This is a genomic window from Streptomyces sp. NPDC007856, assembly GCF_042868225.1.
Classification (GTDB): domain Bacteria; phylum Actinomycetota; class Actinomycetes; order Streptomycetales; family Streptomycetaceae; genus Streptomyces.
On record NZ_JBIAEC010000015.1, the window covers coordinates 1 to 19,269 of the forward strand.

19 protein-coding genes, 1 rRNA gene and 1 riboswitch are annotated in these 19,269 nt (G+C 70.1%); of the genes, 14 read left to right on the top strand and 6 right to left on the bottom strand.

The features are described from left to right. From rrf to ACFYOH_RS31180, 11 genes are all read left to right on the top strand, one after another. A 5S ribosomal RNA gene (gene rrf / locus ACFYOH_RS31130) occupies window positions 1–95 on the top strand; the annotation flags it as partial. 108 nt (window positions 96–203) lie between these two features. Beyond that, on the top strand, window positions 204–812 hold the full coding sequence (locus ACFYOH_RS31135; RefSeq protein WP_228616882.1) for a CDP-alcohol phosphatidyltransferase family protein: 609 nt from the start codon (window positions 204–206) through the stop codon (window positions 810–812). Between the two features lie 116 nt (window positions 813–928). After that, complete coding sequence (locus ACFYOH_RS31140) at window positions 929–3,424, top strand: sugar phosphate nucleotidyltransferase (protein WP_388632389.1); 2,496 nt, start codon at window positions 929–931, stop codon at window positions 3,422–3,424. A 147-nt stretch (window positions 3,425–3,571) separates the two neighbouring features. Continuing rightward, window positions 3,572–4,489, top strand: coding sequence for a DUF881 domain-containing protein (locus tag ACFYOH_RS31145; RefSeq protein WP_388632391.1), 918 nt, complete (start codon window positions 3,572–3,574; stop codon window positions 4,487–4,489). Next, entirely contained in the window at window positions 4,486–4,818 is a 333-nt protein-coding gene (locus tag ACFYOH_RS31150) for a small basic family protein (protein WP_003988855.1), read from the top strand. Before ACFYOH_RS31145 ends, ACFYOH_RS31150 begins: the two co-directional genes overlap by 4 nt. A gap of 5 nt (window positions 4,819–4,823) precedes the next feature. Continuing rightward, the gene (locus ACFYOH_RS31155) at window positions 4,824–5,672 is read left to right on the top strand and encodes a DUF881 domain-containing protein (protein WP_388632393.1); all 849 of its coding nucleotides are present in this window, start codon (window positions 4,824–4,826) and stop codon (window positions 5,670–5,672) included. Window positions 5,673–6,153: 481 nt separating this feature from the next. Beyond that, window positions 6,154–6,690 carry an FHA domain-containing protein gene (locus ACFYOH_RS31160; RefSeq protein ID WP_388632395.1) on the top strand — a complete coding sequence of 179 codons (537 nt, stop codon included), beginning with the start codon at window positions 6,154–6,156 and terminating at the stop codon, window positions 6,688–6,690. 43 nt (window positions 6,691–6,733) lie between these two features. Further along, the gene (locus ACFYOH_RS31165; RefSeq protein ID WP_388632397.1) at window positions 6,734–7,471 is read left to right on the top strand and encodes a MerR family transcriptional regulator; all 738 of its coding nucleotides are present in this window, start codon (window positions 6,734–6,736) and stop codon (window positions 7,469–7,471) included. An 83-nt stretch (window positions 7,472–7,554) separates the two neighbouring features. After that, entirely contained in the window at window positions 7,555–8,028 is a 474-nt protein-coding gene (locus tag ACFYOH_RS31170; RefSeq protein WP_053666762.1) for a bifunctional nuclease family protein, read from the top strand. A gap of 228 nt (window positions 8,029–8,256) precedes the next feature. Continuing rightward, on the top strand, window positions 8,257–8,940 hold the full coding sequence (locus tag ACFYOH_RS31175) for a MerR family transcriptional regulator (protein WP_388632400.1): 684 nt from the start codon (window positions 8,257–8,259) through the stop codon (window positions 8,938–8,940). Window positions 8,941–9,007: 67 nt separating this feature from the next. Continuing rightward, the gene (locus tag ACFYOH_RS31180; protein WP_388632403.1) at window positions 9,008–10,423 is read left to right on the top strand and encodes a DNA polymerase IV; all 1,416 of its coding nucleotides are present in this window, start codon (window positions 9,008–9,010) and stop codon (window positions 10,421–10,423) included. Here ACFYOH_RS31180 and ACFYOH_RS31185 read toward each other — a convergent pair. After that, the gene (locus tag ACFYOH_RS31185; protein ID WP_388632405.1) at window positions 10,345–10,716 is read right to left on the bottom strand and encodes a PRC-barrel domain-containing protein; all 372 of its coding nucleotides are present in this window, start codon (window positions 10,714–10,716) and stop codon (window positions 10,345–10,347) included. The genes ACFYOH_RS31180 and ACFYOH_RS31185 overlap by 79 nt on opposite strands. A 119-nt stretch (window positions 10,717–10,835) precedes the next feature. Continuing rightward, window positions 10,836–10,930: riboswitch (glycine riboswitch) on the top strand. A gap of 168 nt (window positions 10,931–11,098) precedes the next feature. Between ACFYOH_RS31185 and gcvP the strand changes: the two genes are divergently transcribed. Beyond that, a complete protein-coding gene (gcvP, locus tag ACFYOH_RS31190; protein ID WP_388632407.1) occupies window positions 11,099–13,984 on the top strand; it encodes an aminomethyl-transferring glycine dehydrogenase in 2,886 nt (961 codons plus the stop codon). 74 nt (window positions 13,985–14,058) lie between these two features. Here the strand turns inward: gcvP and ACFYOH_RS31195 are convergent, their stop codons facing one another. Genes ACFYOH_RS31195 through modA form a run of 4 tightly spaced genes read right to left on the bottom strand, consistent with a single transcriptional unit; the run spans window position 14,059 to window position 17,312 of the window. Further along, window positions 14,059–14,478 carry a molybdopterin-binding protein gene (locus ACFYOH_RS31195; protein WP_388632408.1) on the bottom strand — a complete coding sequence of 140 codons (420 nt, stop codon included), beginning with the start codon at window positions 14,476–14,478 and terminating at the stop codon, window positions 14,059–14,061. A gap of 28 nt (window positions 14,479–14,506) precedes the next feature. Next, a complete protein-coding gene (locus ACFYOH_RS31200; RefSeq protein WP_388632409.1) occupies window positions 14,507–15,592 on the bottom strand; it encodes an ABC transporter ATP-binding protein in 1,086 nt (361 codons plus the stop codon). A 41-nt stretch (window positions 15,593–15,633) separates the two neighbouring features. Next, window positions 15,634–16,494 carry a molybdate ABC transporter permease subunit gene (modB, locus tag ACFYOH_RS31205; RefSeq protein WP_388632411.1) on the bottom strand — a complete coding sequence of 287 codons (861 nt, stop codon included), beginning with the start codon at window positions 16,492–16,494 and terminating at the stop codon, window positions 15,634–15,636. Next, window positions 16,491–17,312: a molybdate ABC transporter substrate-binding protein gene (gene modA / locus ACFYOH_RS31210; RefSeq protein WP_388632413.1), complete on the bottom strand. Its 822-nt coding sequence runs from the start codon at window positions 17,310–17,312 to the stop codon at window positions 16,491–16,493. Before modA ends, modB begins: the two co-directional genes overlap by 4 nt. Before the next feature lie 206 nt (window positions 17,313–17,518). On the opposite strand from modA, the gene ACFYOH_RS31215 reads away from it, so the two are divergent. After that, entirely contained in the window at window positions 17,519–18,007 is a 489-nt protein-coding gene (locus tag ACFYOH_RS31215; RefSeq protein WP_388632415.1) for a molybdopterin-dependent oxidoreductase, read from the top strand. 126 nt (window positions 18,008–18,133) lie between these two features. Here ACFYOH_RS31215 and ACFYOH_RS31220 read toward each other — a convergent pair whose 3' ends face one another. Next, complete coding sequence (locus ACFYOH_RS31220; protein WP_388632418.1) at window positions 18,134–18,529, bottom strand: molybdopterin-binding protein; 396 nt, start codon at window positions 18,527–18,529, stop codon at window positions 18,134–18,136. A gap of 125 nt (window positions 18,530–18,654) precedes the next feature. On the opposite strand from ACFYOH_RS31220, the gene ACFYOH_RS31225 reads away from it, so the two are divergent. After that, a complete protein-coding gene (locus tag ACFYOH_RS31225) occupies window positions 18,655–19,236 on the top strand; it encodes a DUF1707 domain-containing protein (RefSeq protein ID WP_388632420.1) in 582 nt (193 codons plus the stop codon). Window positions 19,237–19,269 lie beyond the last annotated feature (33 nt).

The window sequence follows — 19,269 nt, forward strand, 5'->3', positions numbered from 1 at the left end:
AAACGCCCGGTTACATTCCGAACCCGGAAGCTAAGCCTCACAGCGCCGATGGTACTGCAGGGGGGACCCTGTGGGAGAGTAGGACGCCGCCGAACTCCTTTTACAGCTCCGGCTCTTGGGCACTGCCCAGGGGCCGGAGCTTTTTTTGCGTTGAGGTAAGGTCAGGGGGCATCGTTGGCTCGTTTCGCACAGGAGGCCCCCGGGTGGAGGTCCAGGAGACGCGTGTCCAGACGGACCGTGTCCTCACCATCCCCAACATCCTCAGCATGGCCCGGCTCGTCGGCGTACCCGTCTTCCTGTGGCTGATCCTCAGGCCCGAGTTCGGGGGTCCCAAGAGCGACGGCTGGGCCCTCCTCGTGCTGGCCTTCAGCGGGATCAGTGACTATCTGGACGGCAAGCTCGCCCGGCGCTGGAATCAGATCAGCAGCCTCGGCCGGCTTCTCGATCCCGCCGCCGACCGACTCTATGTCCTTTCCACGCTGGTCGGTCTCACCTGGCGGGAGATCCTGCCGCTCTGGCTGACCGCCCTCCTGCTGGCGAGAGAGCTGATGCTTCTGGTGATGGTGGGCATCCTCCGCCGGCACGGGTATCCGCCGCCCCAGGTGAACTTCCTCGGGAAGGCAGCGACCTTCAACTTGATGTACGCCTTCCCGTTGTTGCTCCTTAGCGACGGGAGCGGTTGGATCGCGTCACTGGCCGCTGTTTTCGGATGGGCGTTCGCCGGGTGGGGTACAACGCTCTACTGGTGGGCAGGAGTGCTCTACGTGGTACAGGTCCGCCGTTTGGTTCGTGCGGACGCCATGGCCGATTGAGCTCGGCGATTGTCCCGGACGTTACGCCACGATGGCCCGCGGTGGAAAAGTGCGGGACAATCTGGACGGGTGAAGTCGGCTAGACCGTCGTCTCTTGTGAGGAGGACGCTTCCGACATGAAGGCCGTCGTGATGGCCGGGGGCGAAGGCACACGCCTGCGCCCCATGACCTCTAGCATGCCCAAGCCGCTCCTGCCTGTGGCCAACCGCCCGATCATGGAGCATGTGCTACGGCTGCTCAAAAGGCACGGGCTCACCGAGACCGTCGTCACCGTGCAGTTCCTGGCATCGCTCGTCAAGAACTACTTCGGTGACGGCGAAGAGCTCGGAATGGAGCTCACCTATGCCAATGAGGAGAAGCCACTCGGTACCGCCGGAAGCGTCAAGAACGCCGAAGAGGCGTTGAAGGACGATGCCTTCCTCGTCATCTCCGGTGATGCCCTGACCGACTTCGACCTCACGGAGCTGATCAACTTCCACAAGGAGAAGGGCGCGCTGGTCACGGTCTGTCTGACCCGGGTGCCCAATCCGCTGGAGTTCGGCATCACCATCGTCGACGAGGAAGGCAAGGTCGAGCGTTTTCTGGAGAAGCCGACCTGGGGGCAGGTCTTCTCCGACACGGTCAACACGGGCATCTATGTCATGGAGCCCGAGGTATTCAACTACGTCGAACCCGATGTTCCGGTCGACTGGTCCGGCGACGTCTTCCCGCAGTTGATGAAGGAAGGCAAGCCGATCTACGGCTTTGTCGCCGAGGGCTACTGGGAGGACGTCGGCACCCACGAGAGCTATGTGAAGGCCCAGGCCGATGTGCTGGAGGGCAAGGTCAACGTCGACATCGACGGCTTCGAGATCTCGCCGGGTGTCTGGGTGGCCGAGGGTGCCGAGGTGCATCCCGATGCCGTGCTGCGCGGGCCGCTGTACATCGGCGACTACGCGAAGGTCGAGGCCGGCGCCGAGATCCGGGAGCACACCGTCGTCGGCTCGAACGTCGTCGTCAAGAGCGGCGCCTTTCTGCACAAGGCAGTCGTGCACGACAACGTGTACGTCGGGCAGCACAGCAATCTGCGTGGCTGTGTCGTCGGCAAGAACACCGACATCATGCGTGCCGCGCGGATCGAGGACGGGGCGGTCATCGGTGACGAGTGCCTGATCGGCGAGGAGTCGATCGTTCAGGGCAACGTCCGGGTCTACCCGTTCAAGACCATCGAGGCCGGTGCCTTCGTCAACACGTCCGTCATCTGGGAGTCCAGGGGGCAGGCCCATCTGTTCGGCGCCCGTGGTGTGTCCGGCATCCTGAACGTCGAGATCACGCCGGAACTCGCCGTGCGGCTGGCCGGCGCCTACGCGACCACCCTCAAGAAGGGCTCCACGGTCACCACGGCCCGCGACCACTCCCGAGGCGCCCGAGCGCTCAAGCGGGCGGTCATCTCCGCTCTTCAGGCCAGCGCCATCGACGTACGCGACCTGGAGAACGTACCGCTGCCCGTGGCCCGGCAGCAGACCGCGCGCGGCAGCGCCGGCGGCATCATGATCAGGACCTCGCCCGGAGTGCCGGACTCGGTCGACATCATGTTCTTCGACGGCAACGGCGCCGACCTGTCGCAGGGCAGCCAGCGCAAGCTGGACCGGGTGTTCGCGCGGCAGGAGTACCGGCGGGCGTTCCCCGGTGAGATCGGCGACCTGTACTTCCCGGCGAGCGTCTTCGACTCCTACACCGGATCGCTGCTGCGGAACGTGGACACGACCGGGATCGCCGAATCCGGCCTGAAGGTCGTCGTCGACGCCTCCAACGGCAGCGCCGGTCTGGTGCTGCCCAGCCTGCTCGGCAAGCTCGGGGTGGACTCCCTGACCATCAACCCCGGTCTTGACGAGTCCCGGCCCACGGAGACGGAGGAGATGCGGCGCAAGGGGCTGGTGCGGCTGGGCGAGATAGTCGCGTCCTCGGGGGCCGCGTTCGGTGTCCGGTTCGACCCCGTGGGCGAGCGGCTGTCGCTCGTCGACGAGAAGGGCCGGATCATCGAGGACGACCGCGCGCTGCTGGTGATGCTGGACCTGGTGGCCGCGGAGCGGCGCAGCGGCCGGGTGGCGCTGCCGGTGACCACGACCCGGATCGCCGAGCAGGTGGCCGCCTATCACGGCACCCAGGTCGAGTGGACCACCACCTCGCCCGACGACCTCACGCGCGTCGGCGGCGAGGAGGGCACCATCTTCGGCGGTGACGGCAAGGGCGGGTTCATCGTCCCGGAGTTCAGCAGCGTTTACGACGGCACGGCGGCCTTCGTACGGCTGATCGGGCTGGTGGCGCGCACACAGCTCACGCTGAGCCAGATCGACGCGCGGATCCCGCGGGCGCATGTCCTCAAGCGGGACCTGGCCACGCCGTGGGCCGTCAAAGGTCTGGTCATGCGGCGGGTGGTCGAGGCCGCCGGGGATCGCTTTGTCGACACGACGGATGGTGTGCGGGTCGTGGAGACGGACGGGCGCTGGGTGATGGTGCTGCCCGACCCGGCCGAGGCCGTCACCCATCTGTGGGCCGAGGGACCCGACGACGCCTCGGCGCAGGCCCTGCTGGACGAGTGGTCGGCCGTGGTGGACAGCGCCGGGAGGTAAGTACGGACGGTAAGACCGGGCGGTGGGAGTACCTGCCACCGCGCGGCAAAACCCACGCACGCGCGCGTGCCGGACAAGTGTCCCCCAAGGGGGCCTGTCCGGCACGCCGGTGGGGCCATTCGGAGGTACTCCGCGCGACATGCGACGATGTGCGGCATGCCGCAGCAACCCCCCGTTCGGAGCAGCCCCACGCGGGCGCAGCGCCCGGACGCCTCCATGTCGTTGATCACCAACGTCATGGACCACAGTCTCGACGACGGGTATGCCGAGGCCGCCGCCCGCAAGAAGTCCCGGGGCGAGGGCGGCCTGCCCAGGACCCTCAGGGCGAAGCTCGGCCTCGCGGCCGGCCTCGTCCTCGCGGCGCTGGTCGTGACCGTCGGGGCGGCCCAGACGCGGGCGGCGGCGCCCGTGGTGGCCAAGGAGCGACAGGAGCTGATCGACCGCATCGACAGCGAGACCGCGAGCGCGGACAAGCTGGAGGGCACGGTCGACCGGCTCCGGGACGACGTCGGCGCGCGCCAGCGGGCGGCGCTGAAGTCGATCGGCGGCAGTGCCCAGGCGGACCTGGTGGGCGTGCTGTCGGGGGCTACGGCGGTCCACGGTCCGGGCGTCAAGCTCGTCGTGGACGACGCCAAGGAGGCCAGTACCGGCGGTGACGGCACCAATCCGCGGGAGACCTCCGGATTCTCCGACACCGGCCGGGTCCGGGACCGGGACATGCAGCGCGTGGTGAACGGGCTGTGGGAGTCCGGCGCCGAGGCCGTCTCCATCAACGGGCAGCGGCTGACCGCTCTGTCCGCGATCAGGGCCGCGGGGGACGCGATACTGGTCGACAACAGACCGCTGGTGCCGCCGTACACGGTGCTGGCGGTGGGGGACGGGGAACGGTTGAACACCGGGTTCCAGAACAGCGCGGACGGTCTGTATCTGCACGCCTTGGAGCAGAACTTCGGCATCCGCACCACCATCTCGACGGAGGGTGACGTACGGTTGCCCGCCGCACCGAGTGTGATCGTACGCACAGCACAGCCGAGCACCGAGAAGACTGAGAAGGGCACATCGTGATCGCCGTACTGGGCCTCGTCGTGGGAGTCGTGGCCGGCCTTTTGGTCCGGCCCGAGGTTCCGGCGGTCGTCGAGCCTTATCTGCCGATCGCCGTCGTCGCGGCGCTGGACGCCGTCTTCGGCGGTCTGCGGGCCATGCTCGACGGGATCTTCGACGACAAGGTCTTCGTGGTGTCGTTCCTGTCGAACGTGGTCGTCGCCGCGCTCATCGTGTTCCTCGGCGACAAGTTGGGCGTGGGTGCGCAGCTGTCCACGGGTGTCGTGGTCGTCCTCGGCATCCGGATCTTCTCCAACGCCGCGGCGATCCGGCGGCATGTGTTCCGGGCGTGACAGCGATGAACGAACAGAACGAACGGAACGAGCAGCCGGAGCAGCCGGAGAACCGGCTGCGCAAGGAACTGCCCGAGGAGGTGCCCGCGCGGGCACCGGAGCCGGCGCCGGAGCAGACGGGGGAGCGGCCGCTGACCGGCCGGCAGCGGCTGGTCGAGGGACTGTGGCCGCCGCGTTTCACCCGGGCCCAACTCATCGTCGCCCTGCTGCTGTTCGGCCTCGGCTTCGGCCTGGCGGTGCAGGTGGCGTCCAACAGCGACACCGACAGCGCGCTGCGCGGCGCCCGCCAGGAAGATCTTGTTCGCATTCTCGATGAACTGGATTCGCGCACTCAGCGTCTTGAGGACGAGAAGCAGGGACTCGAAAAGCAGCGCCAGGAACTGCAGAGCAGCTCCGACCAGGCGGCGGAGGCTCGCAAGCAGACGGCCGAGAAGGAGAGGCAACTCGGCATCCTGGCGGGCACCGTGGCGGCGCAGGGGCCCGGCATCACGATGACGATCGAGGACACGAAGGGGACGGTCAAGGCGGACATGCTGCTCGACGCGATCCAGGAGCTGCGTGCGGCCGGTGCGGAGGCGATCCAGGTCAACGGGGTCCGGGTGGTCGCAGGCACTTACTTCACGGACTCCGGCAACAGCATCGGCGTCGATGGGAACAAGATCAACGCCCCCTATCGTTTCAAGGTCATCGGCAAGCCGCAGGACCTGGAGCCGGCGCTGAACATTCCGGGAGGCGTGGTGCAGACGCTGGAGAAGGAGCAGGCCACGGCGACGGTCCAGCAGTCGGGCAAGATCGTCGTGGACGCCTTGCGACAAGCGAAGCGGCCTGACTACGCTCGGTCGTCCTCCCAGTGAACCGGCGGTGCATGGGGGACGTCCGGCAGGGGCATGAGGTTGCGGGGGGTCGGCGCACCGAAGGGGTGGTGCGTGGTGGAAACTGTCTGGTGGATACGGACGTTGTGAGAATGTCCGGCTCGGCCGGTGAAGGCAATCAGGGTTCGTCCTGCCCCACGGGCGGGTCTGTTTCGGTCAAGGGGAATCGCCCGTGAAGTTGTTTGCGAAGTTGTTCCGCAAGAGCGCGCGAGAGGGCAGCGACAACGCGACCGCTCGTCATCGCGCACAGCCCGACGCGGAGGGCCAGCGCCCGCTGTTCCGGGACCAGGTCGCTGGTCCGGGCGGTGACATTTCCGGAGGTCAGAGCGGGGCGTCGGTTGACCCTGCGCAGTCCGGCGGCATAGGTTTCGGGCAACCGTCAACCTCAGGTGCGGGTGGAGGGTTCGCCCCCGGTCCGTACGCGTCCAACGCCCCGGCGGGGCAGCCGCAGGAGGATCCGTCCATGTCGGTCCTGGTGTGTACGAGGTGCGGTAACCGCAACGCGGAGAACGCCCGCTTCTGTTCCAACTGTGGCGCGCCGCTGCGCCCCGGAGTGGCGCCGGAGCGTGCCTCCGAGACGACGTCCACGATCTCGATCTCCGGTCTCGAGGCCTATGACGCCGAGGTCACCGGCCAGACGCAGATGCCGATGCTGTCGCCCGAGGCGCAGGCCGCGGTGGACGCGCTGCCGATGGGCTCGGCGCTGCTGGTGGTGCGCCGGGGGCCGAACTCGGGCAGCCGCTTCCTGCTGGACAGCGACCTGACCACGGCCGGCCGCCATCCGCAGAGCGACATCTTCCTGGACGACGTCACGGTCTCGCGTCGGCACGTGGAGTTCCGCCGCCACGCGGACGGCTCGTTCACCGTGGCCGACGTGGGCAGTCTGAACGGCACGTACGTCAACCGCGAGCGGATCGACCAGGTCGCTCTGTCGAACGGTGACGAGGTGCAGATCGGCAAGTACCGGCTGGTGTTCTACGCGAGCCGGCAGGGCATCTGACCCGCCCCCGGACGGGTGTCCGGGGGGACCCCAGGGAAGGTCCATGCTTCAAACACCGAGCGGCGGTGCCGGAAGCGGTACCGCCGCCAGGGACAGTGGGCTGATGAGCATCGGCACGGTGCTGAACGCGCTGCGCGACGAATTCCCCGAAGTCACCATCTCCAAGATCCGTTTCCTGGAGTCGGAGGGGCTCATCGAGCCGCAGCGGACCCCTTCGGGATACCGCAAGTTCAGCGCCGGGGACGTCGAGCGCCTGGCGCATGTGCTGCGGATGCAGCGCGACCACTATCTGCCGCTCAAGGTGATCCGCGAGCACTTGGACGCCATGGAGCGGGGTGAGGCCGTCCAGCTGCCCGCTGTGAGCCGTCAGCGCCCCGGTGAGGACGTTGCGGAGCCGGCCGCGGTGCCCACGGTGGTCCGGATCGGCAGGGCCGAGCTGCTGGCGGCCGCGGAGATCGACGAGGGCGACCTCAAGGAGTGGGAGTCGTACGGGCTCATCGCTCCGCTGGAGGACGGGGCGTACGACGCCGAGGCGGTCACCGTGGCCTCGCTCGTGGCCGAACTGGGCCGGTTCGGGATCGAGCCGCGCCACCTTCGGGTGATGAAGGCGGCCGCGGACCGCGAGGCCGGTCTGGTCGACCAGGTGGTGGCCCCTCTCAGGCGCCACCGCAACCCGCAGACGAGGGCCCATGCCGAGGCTCGGGCGAAGGAGCTGGCGGCACTCACGGTGAAGCTGCACGCGGCACTGGTGCAGACCGCTCTCGGGGTGCGGCTGCCCTGAACAGGGGGCGGTGATCGGCCGGATCGGCCACCTGTTCCCGGCCCGACTACCCAAACGTCCCGAGCACGGCCTAGGGTTGCTGTGTGAACGAGCTCGATGTCGTAGGTGTCCGGGTCGAAATGCCCTCCAACCAACCGATCGTGCTCCTGCGCGAAGTGGGAGGCGACCGTTACCTCCCCATCTGGATCGGGCCGGGGGAGGCGACGGCGATCGCGTTCGCCCAGCAGGGCATGGCCCCCGCCAGGCCGCTGACCCACGACCTGTTCAAGGACGTGCTGGAGGCTGTCGGCCAGGAGCTGACCGAAGTACGCATCACCGATCTGCGTGAAGGTGTTTTCTACGCGGAGCTGGTCTTCGCGAGCGGCGTCGAGGTCAGCGCCCGCCCCTCCGATGCCATAGCGCTGGCCCTGCGCACCGGAACGCCGATCTACGGCAGTGACGCGGTGCTGGACGACGCCGGCATCGCCATTCCGGACGAGCAGGAGGACGAGGTGGAGAAGTTCCGCGAGTTCCTCGACCAGATCTCGCCCGAGGACTTCGGCACCAGCAGCCAGTGAGGCCGAACGGCCGGTGAGCGTCGCCGCCCCGCGTGTGTGCAATTGCCACCGGCCATCGAGAGCGTCCTACGGCCTCCGCCGAACGCATTCGGCTAGCCTTTCCCCGCGGTGGGACACGGGAAACCACTCCTAGGGTGATTATCACTCGGCGTGCCGAGTGTGGCGATCGTTGACGCACCCCTGGTGACTGCCTACCGTCGTGAAGGCAGGTCAAGGACGGAGGTCGGCGTGAGAACCAGCGGCGACGGTACGGCTGGGGGTGCCCCCGGACGCGGGTTCGGGGAGAGCGGTCCGTACCCTCCCCCTAGCTCTCAGCTGCGTTCGAACAGGGGGTACCCCCAACCGAGCAGCGCGGTCGCTCACGCTCCGCAGCGGCCGACGGTGGTGCCGAACGGCGGAGGGGCGGCGTCCATGGCGGCGGAACAGATCGGCTACCGCGGGCCCACGGCCTGCGCGGCCGCGGGCATCACCTACCGGCAGCTGGACTACTGGGCGCGCACCGGCCTGGTCGAGCCGAGCGTGCGGCCCGCGTACGGATCGGGGACACAGCGGCTGTACAGCTTCCGCGACGTCGTCGTCCTGAAGATCGTCAAGCGCTTCCTGGACACCGGGGTCTCGCTGCAGAACATCCGCACGGCCGTGCAGCACCTCAGGGAACGCGGTTTCCGTGACCTGGAGCGGATGACCCTGATGAGCGATGGCGCCACGGTGTACGAGTGCACCTCGCCGGACGAGGTCCACGCCCTGCTCCAGGGCGGTCAGGGCATCTTCGGGATCGCCGTCGGCGTGGTGTGGCGGGACGTGGAAAGCGCGCTCTCCCAGCTGCACGGTGAGCGCATCGACACCGGCGAGACGCTGGTCGGGCACAACCCCGCGGACGAGCTGGCGCGGCGCCGCAACCGCGCGGTCTGAGCGCCGGGCGCCTCAGCCGTTTCCCGGCGCCACGGCATTGTCAGTGCCGTGGTGCAGCATCGGAGATGTGAGAAACGCGCCCACAATCCTGCATCTCGACATGGATGCCTTCTACGCCTCGGTGGAGCAGGCATCCAAGCCGAGCCTGCGCGGGAAGGCGGTCGTCGTGGGCGGGCTCGGGCCGCGCGGGGTGGTGGCCACCGCGTCGTACGAGGCACGCGCCTTCGGGGTCCACTCGGCGATGCCCATGGCGCAGGCGCGCAGGCTGGCCCCCAACGCCGCTTATCTGGTGCCGCGCTTCACCGTGTACCGGTCGATCAGCGAGCAGGTGATGGCGCTGCTGCGGGAGCTGTCGCCGCTGGTGGAGCCGCTCAGCCTGGACGAGGCGTTCGTGGATCTGGAGGCCGGGGGCAGAGCCTGGGACGAGGAGTCGGCGCGGCTGGTCGGGATCAGGCTGCGCGCGGACATCCGGGCGGTCACCGGGCTGACCGGATCGGTGGGGCTCGCCGCCTCCAAAATGCTCGCCAAGATCGCTTCGGAACAGGCCAAGCCGGACGGCCTGGTGCTCATCGAGCCGGGATCCGAGCGGGCGCTGCTGGGGCCGATGCCGGTGCGGACCCTGCCGGGGGTCGGGCCGGCCACCGGGGACCATCTGCGCCGGGCCGGGATCACGACGGTCGAGGAGCTGGCCGAGGCGGGCGAGGACGAGTTGGTGCGGCTGCTGGGCAAGGCGCACGGTCAGGCGCTGTACGCCATGGCCCTGGCCCATGACGAGCGGCCCGTGGTGGCCGAGCGTGAGGCGAAGTCCGTGTCGGTCGAGGACACCTACGACGTGGACATCCATGACCGGCTGCGGATCGGGCTGGAGGTGCAGCGGCTCGCCGACCGGTGTGTGGGGCGGCTGCGCGGGGCCGGGCTGTCGGGGCGGACGATCGTGCTGAAGGTGCGCAGGTACGACTTCTCGACCCTGACCCGCTCCGAGACGCTCAGAGGGCCCACGGACGATCCCGCGGTCGTGCGGGAGGCGGCCGCGCGGCTCCTGGACTCCGTGGACACCACGGGTGGGGTACGGCTGCTGGGCGTGGGTGTCTCCGGGCTCGCCGACTACACCCAGGAGGACCTGTTCGCGCAGGCGATGCCCGCGCCGGCGGCGCAGATGCCGGAGGAGGCCGGGGCCGAGGTCGTCGTGGAGCGGCCGGAGCCTGTCGAACGGCACTGGCGGGCGGGACAGGACGTAAGGCACGCCGAGCACGGGCACGGGTGGGTGCAGGGGAGTGGGCTGGGGCGGGTCACCGTGCGGTTCGAGACGCCGCAGTCCCTTCCGGGGAGGGTGCGGACGTTCCTTGTCGATGATCCTGCGCTGGAGCCTGCCGATCCGCTGCCGTTGGTCGCGGAGGCCTCCGATCAGGTCTCCTCCGACCCGGCCAGCTTACCGAAGTCGTGGTCCGGGGCCGAGGGAGGTGATGCCACGTCCAGGCCGTAGTGGTGGTAGAGCTGCAGTTCCTGCTCGGGGGAGAGATGGCGGCCCACGCCGAAGTCGGGGGCGTCCTTGATCAGGGCGCGGTCGAAGGGGACGTGCAGGGAGCCTTCGATCAGTTCGCTCGGTTCCAGGGGGACGAAGGCGTCTCGGGAGAACAGGCCGGTGCGTATCGCCGCCCACTCGGGCACTCCGGTCGCGTCGTCGAGGTACACCTCGTCGATGGTCCCGATCTTGGTGCCATTGCGGTCGAACGCCTTGCGGCCGATCAGGTTGCGCGGATCGATGTCGGTCTGCACGGTCCCTCTCCCTCCACGTGGTCGCAACTCATCCGTAAGCACTACGAAAGAGCACATTCAGGGAGGCGGCCACTCGAGGACCCCGTCGTTGACCTCGCTGGTAGGCTGACAGCGGCTGCTGACCCCGTGCGGGAGAGTCCTCCGATCACCTCGGAGGCGCCGAAGGAGCAAATCCTCCCCGGAATCTCTCAGGCTCACGTACCGCACGGACGAGGTCACTCTGGAAAGCAGGGCGGGCGTCGACGGCTCCCGCTCTCACCGACGGTGAAAGCCGGGACATACCCGGTGAAGCTCTCAGGTTGAGATGACAGAGGGGGAGGCCGTCGGGGCACCCGCACCGTGGTGCCCTTCGAAGGTCGCGTCAGACCAGGAGGCCTCCGCAATGACCGCCCATCGCATTCCGCTCCCGGAGCTCGAAGCGGGCATCCCGTTCGAGCAGCGCCACATCGGGCCCGACCAGGAGGCGCGGGCCAAGATGCTCGCGCAGGTCGGCTACGGCTCGCTGGACGAGCTCACCGCCGCGGCGGTCCCGGATGTGATCAAGAACGCCGACGCCCTCGACCTGCCGGGTGCCCGCACCGAGGCCGAGGTCCTCGCCGAGCTGCGCTCGCTGGCCGACCGCAACCAGGTCCTCGACTCCATGATCGGGCTGGGCTACTACGGGACGTTCACCCCGCCCGTCATCCTGCGCAACGTCATGGAGAACCCGGCCTGGTACACGGCCTACACGCCGTACCAGCCGGAGATCTCCCAGGGCCGCCTCGAGGCCCTGCTGAACTTCCAGACGATGGTCGCCGACCTCACCGGGCTGCCCACCTCGGGCGCCTCCCTGCTGGACGAGGGCACCGCCGCCGCCGAGGCCATGGCGCTGTCCCGGCGCATGGGCAGGAACAAGAAGGGTCTGTTCCTGGTCGACGCGGACGCGCTGCCGCAGACCATCGCCGTCATCCAGACCCGCGCCGAGCCGACCGGTGTCGAGGTCGTCGTCGCCGACCTCGGCGACGGCATCCCGGCCGACATCGCCGAGCGCGAGATCAACGGCGTCCTGATCCAGTACCCGGGCGCCTCCGGTGCCGTACGCGACATCAAGCCGGTCATCGACCAGGCCCACGAGCTGGGCGCGCTCGTCACCGTCGCCGCCGACCTGCTCGCGCTGACCCTGCTGACCTCCCCGGGCGAGCTCGGCGCGGACATCGCCGTCGGCACCACCCAGCGCTTCGGTGTGCCGATGGGCTTCGGCGGTCCGCACGCCGGCTACATGGCCGTGCACGAGAAGTTCGCGCGCAGCCTGCCCGGCCGGCTGGTCGGTGTCTCCGTCGACGCCGACGGGAACAAGGCGTACCGGCTCGCGCTGCAGACCCGTGAGCAGCACATCCGTCGTGAGAAGGCCACCAGCAACATCTGCACCGCGCAGGTGCTGCTCGCCGTGATGGCCGGCATGTACGCCGTCTACCACGGTCCGGAGGGCCTGCAGACCATCGCCCGGCGCACCCACCGGTACGCCACGATCCTCGCCGAGGGACTGAAGGCCGGCGGCGTCGAGATCGTGCACGCCGCGTTCTTCGACACCCTCACCGCGCGCGTGCCCGGCAAGGCCGCCGAGATCGCCGCCGCAGCCCGGGAGCACGGCGTCAACCTGCACCTGGCCGACGCCGACCATGTCTCGATGGCCTGCGACGAGACGACCAAGCGGGCTCAGGTCGCCGCCGTGTGGTCCGCCTTCGGTGTCGAGGGCGACATCGAGGCGCTGGACGCGACCGCCGAGGAGACCCTCCCCGAGGCGCTGCTGCGCACCGACGCCTTCCTCACCCACCCGGTCTTCCACCAGCACCGCTCCGAGACCGCCATGCTGCGCTACCTGCGCAAGCTGGCCGACCGCGACTACGCGCTCGACCGCGGCATGATCCCGCTGGGCTCCTGCACCATGAAGCTCAACGCGACCACGGAGATGGAGCCGGTCACCTGGCCCGAGTTCGGCCAGCTGCACCCCTTCGCCCCGGCCGAGCAGGCCGAGGGCTACCTCACGCTCATCCGCGAGCTGGAGGAACGTCTCGCCGAGGTCACCGGCTACGACAAGGTCTCCCTGCAACCGAACGCCGGTTCCCAGGGCGAGCTGGCCGGTCTGCTCGCCGTACGCGGCTACCACCGCGCGCGCGGCGACGAGCAGCGCACCGTCTGCCTGATCCCGTCCTCCGCGCACGGCACCAACGCCGCCAGCGCCGTGATGGCCGGCATGAAGGTCGTCGTCGTCAAGACCGCCGAGGACGGCGAGATCGACGTCGAGGACCTGCGCGCCAAGATCGAGCAGTACCGCGACGAGCTGGCGGTGCTGATGATCACCTACCCGTCGACGCACGGTGTGTTCGAGGAGCACGTCGCGGACATCTGCGCCCGGGTCCACGAGGCCGGCGGCCAGGTCTACGTCGACGGCGCCAACCTCAACGCCCTGGTCGGCCTCGCCAAGCCGGGCCACTTCGGCGGTGACGTCTCCCACCTGAACCTGCACAAGACCTTCTGCATCCCGCACGGCGGCGGCGGTCCCGGTGTCGGCCCGGTCGCGGTCCGCTCGCACCTGGCGCCGTACCTGCCGAACCACCCGATGCAGCCGGCCGCGGGTCCGGAGACGGGCGTCGGCCCGATCTCGGCCGCCCCCTGGGGTTCCGCCGGCATTCTGCCCATCTCCTGGGCGTACGTCCGTCTGATGGGCGGCGAGGGCCTCAAGCGCGCCACGCAGGTGGCCGTGCTGTCGGCGAACTACATCGCCAAGCGCCTGGAGCCGCACTACCCGGTGCTCTACACCGGCCCCGGCAACCTGGTCGCGCACGAGTGCATCATCGACCTGCGTCCGCTGACCAAGGCGACCGGCGTGAGCGTGGACGACGTGGCCAAGCGCCTGATCGACTACGGCTTCCACGCGCCGACCATGTCCTTCCCGGTGGCCGGCACGCTGATGATCGAGCCGACGGAGTCCGAGGACATCGCCGAGCTGGACCGGTTCTGCGACGCGCTGATCGCCATCCGCGCGGAGATCGAGAAGGTCGGCGCGGGCGAGTGGCCGGCGGAGGACAACCCGCTGCGGGGCGCCCCGCACACCGCCGCCGCGCTCGGCGGCGAGTGGACGCACGCCTACAGCCGTGAGGAGGCCGTCTTCCCGGCCGGCGTCTCGGCCGCCGACAAGTACTGGCCGCCGGTCCGCCGTATCGACCAGGCCTTCGGCGACCGCAACCTGGTGTGCTCCTGCCCGCCGCTGGACGCGTACGAGGACTGACGCCGTCGAGTACGAGGACTGAGCAAGCGGTGCCACAGGGCCCCGTCCGGTTTCCGGGCGGGGCCCTCGCCGTGTCATGCCGTCGCCAGGGACACCTCGGTCGCCTTGATCAGGGCGACCACGTCCGAGCCCACGAAGAGCCCGAGGTCGGCCACCGCGTCCTTGGTGATCGCCGCGGTCAGTTCACCGCCGTCGACGGTGATCTTGACGGTGGCCATGACGGTGCCGGTGGTGAGGCCGGTGACCGCGCCGGGAAGCTGGTTGCGGATCGACAGGCCCGCCACCCGCTGGGTGGCCAGGGAGACCTCGGTCGACTTCACCAGCGCGCGGACGGGCGAGCCGGGGGCGAGGGAGAGATCCTCGGCGGACTCCTTGGTGATGGCCGCCATGAGGTGCTGGCCGCCGTCCAGACGGAGTTCGACGGTGGTCATGGCCTCGCCGGGGTGGACGGCGGTGACGGTGCCGGGGAGCTGGTTGCGGATGCTCAGGGTCATGGGCACTCACGGTAGAGCGCCCACCCGTTCAGGCCGGGTATGCGTGCGTCTGCGCCGCTTTGACCGTCGCCCAGACAGCGGCGCCCGGATGCAGATCCAGTTCGGCGGCGGCGACCGTGGTGAGATCGGCGGCGAGCGGGAGTTCGCCGGTGAGGTCGGCGCGGATCTGGTCGCCGTGCGTCTCCAGGCCGGCCACCTCGCAGCGCCAGAGGTTACGGGCGCTGGCGCCGGTGGGCCGGTCCCGGAAGAGGGTGACGGCGGACGGTGGGAACGCCACGAACGCCGGGCCGGACAGCTCCTCCGTGGTCGTGATCGACGGGCCCGCGTCGAGTCGTACGGTGTGCCCGTCCGCCCGGCCTCGGTAGAGGTTGAGGCCGACGAGCTGGGCGATGTAGTCGGTGCGCGGATGGCGGGCGATGTCGGCGGGGCCGCCCTCCTGGACGACGCGGCCGTGCTCTATGACGACCAGGCGGTCGGCGAGCACCATGGCGTCCAGCGGGTCGTGCGTGACGAGTACGGCCACGGCCTCGAACTCGGCCAGGTGGCGGCGGAGTTGGGCGCGGACCTCCAGGCGGGTGCGGGCGTCCAGCGCGGCGAGTGGTTCGTCCAGGAGCAGCAGCCGGGGGTGGGTGGCCAGCGCGCGGGCCAGGGCCACGCGCTGGGCCTGACCGCCGGACAGGCGGCGCGGCTTGGCGCTCGCGTGGTCGGCCAGGCCCATGCGGTCCAGCCAGGCCGCGGCATGCGCGCGGGCCTCCGCTTTGCCCGCGCCCCGGCAGCGGGGGCCGAAGGCGACGTTGTCCAGGGCGGAGAGGTGGGGGAAGAGCAGATAGTCCTGGAAGACGACGCCGACCGGGCGGGAATCCGGGGGAGTGTGCTCCAGCGCGGTGCCGTCCAGGCGGAGATGGCCGTCGGTGAGAGGGGTGAGACCGGCGAGGGCGCGCAGGGCGGTGGTCTTGCCGGCGCCGTTGGGGCCGAGGAGGGCGAGGACGTCTCCGGGGGCGGCGGTCAGGGCCACGTCGAGCTTGAAGGAGCCGCGGTCCACGACGAGCCGGGCGTCGAGTCCCTCGTCGCCCACGGTCCGGAGGCCGGCTTCGGGGGCGTCGATGTCGGTCATGGGTCTGTACGTTCGCACACGCCCCGGGTCGGCTGCCACGCTCACGCTCCCGTCAGCCAGCGGTCCCGCAACCCCGCCAGCACCGCGATCGACACCGCCAGCAGGACCAGGCTGAGGGCGATCGCGGCGTCGGGGTCGTTCTGCAGGGCCAGGTAGACCGCGAGGGGCATGGTTTGGGTGCGGCCGGGGAAGTTGCCCGCGAAGGTGATCGTCGCGCCGAACTCGCCGAGCGCACGCGCCCAGGCCAGGACCGCGCCCGCCGCGATGCCGGGCGCGATCAGCGGCAGGGTGACCCGGCGGAACGCGGTGAAGCGGGACGCGCCGAGCGTGCTCGCCGCCTCCTCGAAGCGGGGGTCGGCAGCGCGCAGGGTGCCCTCGACGCTGATGACCAGGAACGGCATCGCGACGAACGCCTCCGCGATCACGACGCCGGTGGTGGTGAACGGCAGCGTGATCCCGAACCAGGCGTCCAGCGACTTGCCGATCACGCCGTTGCGGCCGAGGGCCAGCAGCAGCGCCACACCGCCGACCACCGGTGGCAGCACGAGGGGCAGTGTCACCAGGGCCCGTACCAGGCCCCGGCCGGGAAACTCCGTACGGGCCAGGAGCCAGGCCAGCGGCACCCCCAGGACGAGGCTCACGGCCGTTGCCGCTGTGGCGCTGACCAGCGACAGCTGGAGCGCCTGCCACACCTCCGTGCTGGACAGCTGGTCCGGCAGGCTGCGCCAGGGCGCGCGGATGATCAGCGCGACCAGCGGCACCAGCAGGAACGCCAGCGCCAGCAGGCCCGGCAGCAGCAGCGGCAACGGCACCCCGCGCCGGCCCCCCGTGCCGACGCGGCGACGTCGCGGCCGGTCCGTGCGGGGACCGGTCGCGGCGTCGGGCTGGTGGAGCGAGGTCACGGCTTGAGGAACCCTGCCTCGCTGAGCACCTTCTGGCCCTCGGCGGACTGCACCAGGGCGATGAACGCCTTGGCCGTCTGGGCGTTCGGCGCGTTCTTCAGCAGGACGATCGGGTAGGCGTTGATCGCCTTGGCGGACTCGGGGAACTCCACGCCCTGCACCTTGCCACCCGCGGACTTCACATCGGTCTTGTAGACGACTGCCGCGTCGGCCTCCTTCAGCTCCACCTTGTTGAGAGCGGACTTGACGTCCTGCTCGTAGGAGACCGGGGTGAGCTTGAGCTTGGCGGCGTCCAGGGCCTTCTGCGCGGCGGCGCCGCACGGCACGGTCTTGTCGCACAGCACGACCTTCAGGCCGGACTTGGTGAGGTCCTTCAGGGAGGACACCTTGCCGGGGTTGCCCGGCAGGGTGGCGATCTCCAGCTGGTTGCGCACGAAGGTGGCCGGGGTGCCGACCGCGTCCTGCTTGGCCGTCACGATCGCCATGGTCTTGGGGCTGGCGGCGGCGAAGACGTCCGCCGGGGCACCGCCGGTGATGCTCGCTGCGAGGGTGTCGCTGCCGCCGAAGTTGAAGCTGACCTTGGTGCCCGGGTGCTGCTGCTCGAACTCCTTGCCCAGGGTCGTGAAGCTCTCCTTCAGGGAGGCGGCGGCGAACACGGTGACGTCGCCGGACAGCTTCGGGGAGGCGGAGTTCGACGTGTCCGACTTCGCGTTGGACGAGTCCGAGGACGAGGAGCAGGCGCTGAGTGCCATCAGGGCGGCGGCTCCCGCACCGGCCAGCTGCAGCATCCGCCGGGTCCGGCGCACGGAACGGGTCATCACGGATCTACTCCTCAGGTTCTGTGGAACGACTGTCGCGCCCTGTCACGGCCGGAACCGCCGGCCGTGCGGCGATGATACTGCCGCATCTGCCAGCCGTAAGTCTCCTGTCTCATCGCATGAGCTGCGAACTCGTGACTTGTAGCTTGCATGTGCGTTTGCACGGTGCGCCGCGGCGGGTACCGTGCTGCGGGAGGTGGTCGCAGGTGACGCTCGCGGAACTCGCCCTGACCGGCGATCTGGCCCGCCCCGCCCGCCTGAGCGTGCCGGACCTGCTCCGCTGGCCGCAGCACCGGGTGGACGTCAGCTTCGAGTGCGCGACCAGCGGCATCCAGCACCACCGGTTCGCCGGCCCACGCCTGTACGACGTCCTCGCCGACGCGGGGCCCGGCTTCGACCCGGTGCGCCGCAAGGACCGGCTCCGCTTCCTCATCGCCGTCACCGGGACGGACGGCCACCACGCCCTGCTGTCCTGGGCCGAGATCGATCCGGACTTCGCGGACGCGCCCGTCCTGCTGGGCGTGTGCATCGACGACACCCCGCTGGACGGGGCAGGGCCCCAACTGGTCCTCCCACAGGACCGGTGCGGGGCCCGGCACATCAGCGGGATCACGGCGATCCGGGTGGACGGCGGCTACCGCTGTGCCGCTCCAGCGCCCGCCACACCGGGTCACGCAGCAGGGACACCTCGGTGAACCGCACGCCCGCGGCGGCGCCCGCGGGGCTCGGTGGCGCGCCTTCAGCCGTGCGGTCGTCGGTCCGTTGCCGGAGGCCGACACCGTGCGCTACCGGGTGGAGCGCAACGGCAGCCGTGTGACGGGTCAGACGCGGTCGATGTGCACGTTGGTGGACTTCACGCGCGCGGTGGCCTCCATGCCGACCTCCAGGCCCAGTTCCTCGACGGCCTCCCGGGTCAGCAGCGACACCAGCCGGTGCGGGCCCGCCTGGATCTCCACCTGGGCCGCGACGTCACCGAGCTTGATCGCCGTCACGATGCCGGGGAAGGCGTTGCGGACGGAGGTGTAGGAGGCGTCCTCCTCGCCGGCGCCCGCCTTGGCCAGCTCGACCGAGAACGCGGCGAGATCCCTGCCGTCGACGAGCCGCCGCCCGGACTCGTCGCGATGGGTCGCCACCCGGCCCGCGTCGGCCCAGCGACGGGCGGTGTCCGGGCTCACGCCGAGCAGCCGTGCCGCCTGGCCGATCGTGTAGGACTGCATGCCGGTCACGATAGGGCCACGCCGGGGGAACCGTGGACATGGGGTTGGTCGTTGGGTATAACGCGATATAGCGTTAGTTCGTGACGATGGCCCCCAACGGGGACGTGCCGAATCGGGGTGAAGGTATGGCGGCCGAGCTGCTGCACACGGAGATGTCGTCCGGGCTGCGTGCCTCGCACGCGGACCGGGACCGGGTGGTGGACGTGCTGTCGGGCGCCGCGGGCGACGGCCGGATCACGGCCGAGGAGCTGGACGAGCGCGTGGCGGCCGCGCTGTCCGCGCGCACGCTCGGCGAGCTGGCGGCGCTCACCGCCGATCTGCCGGACGCGGCCGGCGCCGTACCGGCCAAGGACGTCGTGCGGATCGAGCAGCAGGGCGCATCAGCCCTGCGCGCGGACGGCTGGGCGGTGCCGCGCCGCATGGAGATCGCGTCGGCCTGGGGAGACGTGATCCTCGACTTCTCCCGCGCGGAGATCACGCACGACACCCTCCGCATCGACGTCGACATGCGCGGCGGCACCCTGCGGCTGATCACGCGGCCCGGTGTCGTGGTGGACGCCGACGCGCTGGTGATCGGCTACGGCAAGACCAAGGTGCGGTCCGCCGGTGATCCCGGGGCGCCGGCCGTGCTCCGCGTGGAGATACACGGCCGGCTCAGCCTGGGGTGTCTTGAGGTACGGCCGCCCCGGCGCTGGTTCCGCAGGTAGCCCGCCCCCGCCGCCTTCTGCCGCCGTCGGGGG

Excerpts from the sequence above, each read along its gene's own strand:
- ACFYOH_RS31140 (WP_388632389.1), top strand. The coding sequence starts at position 929 with ATGAAGGCCGTCGTGATGGCCGGGGGCGAAGGCACACGCCTGCGCCCC.
- ACFYOH_RS31145 (WP_388632391.1), top strand. The coding sequence starts at position 3,572 with ATGTGCGGCATGCCGCAGCAACCCCCCGTTCGGAGCAGCCCCACGCGG.
- ACFYOH_RS31155 (WP_388632393.1), top strand. The coding sequence starts at position 4,824 with ATGAACGAACAGAACGAACGGAACGAGCAGCCGGAGCAGCCGGAGAAC.
- ACFYOH_RS31160 (WP_388632395.1), top strand. The coding sequence starts at position 6,154 with ATGTCGGTCCTGGTGTGTACGAGGTGCGGTAACCGCAACGCGGAGAAC.
- ACFYOH_RS31165 (WP_388632397.1), top strand. The coding sequence starts at position 6,734 with ATGCTTCAAACACCGAGCGGCGGTGCCGGAAGCGGTACCGCCGCCAGG.
- gcvP (WP_388632407.1), top strand. The coding sequence starts at position 11,099 with ATGACCGCCCATCGCATTCCGCTCCCGGAGCTCGAAGCGGGCATCCCG.
- ACFYOH_RS31195 (WP_388632408.1), bottom strand. The coding sequence starts at position 14,478 with ATGACCCTGAGCATCCGCAACCAGCTCCCCGGCACCGTCACCGCCGTC.
- ACFYOH_RS31200 (WP_388632409.1), bottom strand. The coding sequence starts at position 15,592 with ATGACCGACATCGACGCCCCCGAAGCCGGCCTCCGGACCGTGGGCGAC.
- modA (WP_388632413.1), bottom strand. The coding sequence starts at position 17,312 with ATGACCCGTTCCGTGCGCCGGACCCGGCGGATGCTGCAGCTGGCCGGT.
- ACFYOH_RS31220 (WP_388632418.1), bottom strand. The coding sequence starts at position 18,529 with ATGCAGTCCTACACGATCGGCCAGGCGGCACGGCTGCTCGGCGTGAGC.
- ACFYOH_RS31225 (WP_388632420.1), top strand. The coding sequence starts at position 18,655 with ATGGCGGCCGAGCTGCTGCACACGGAGATGTCGTCCGGGCTGCGTGCC.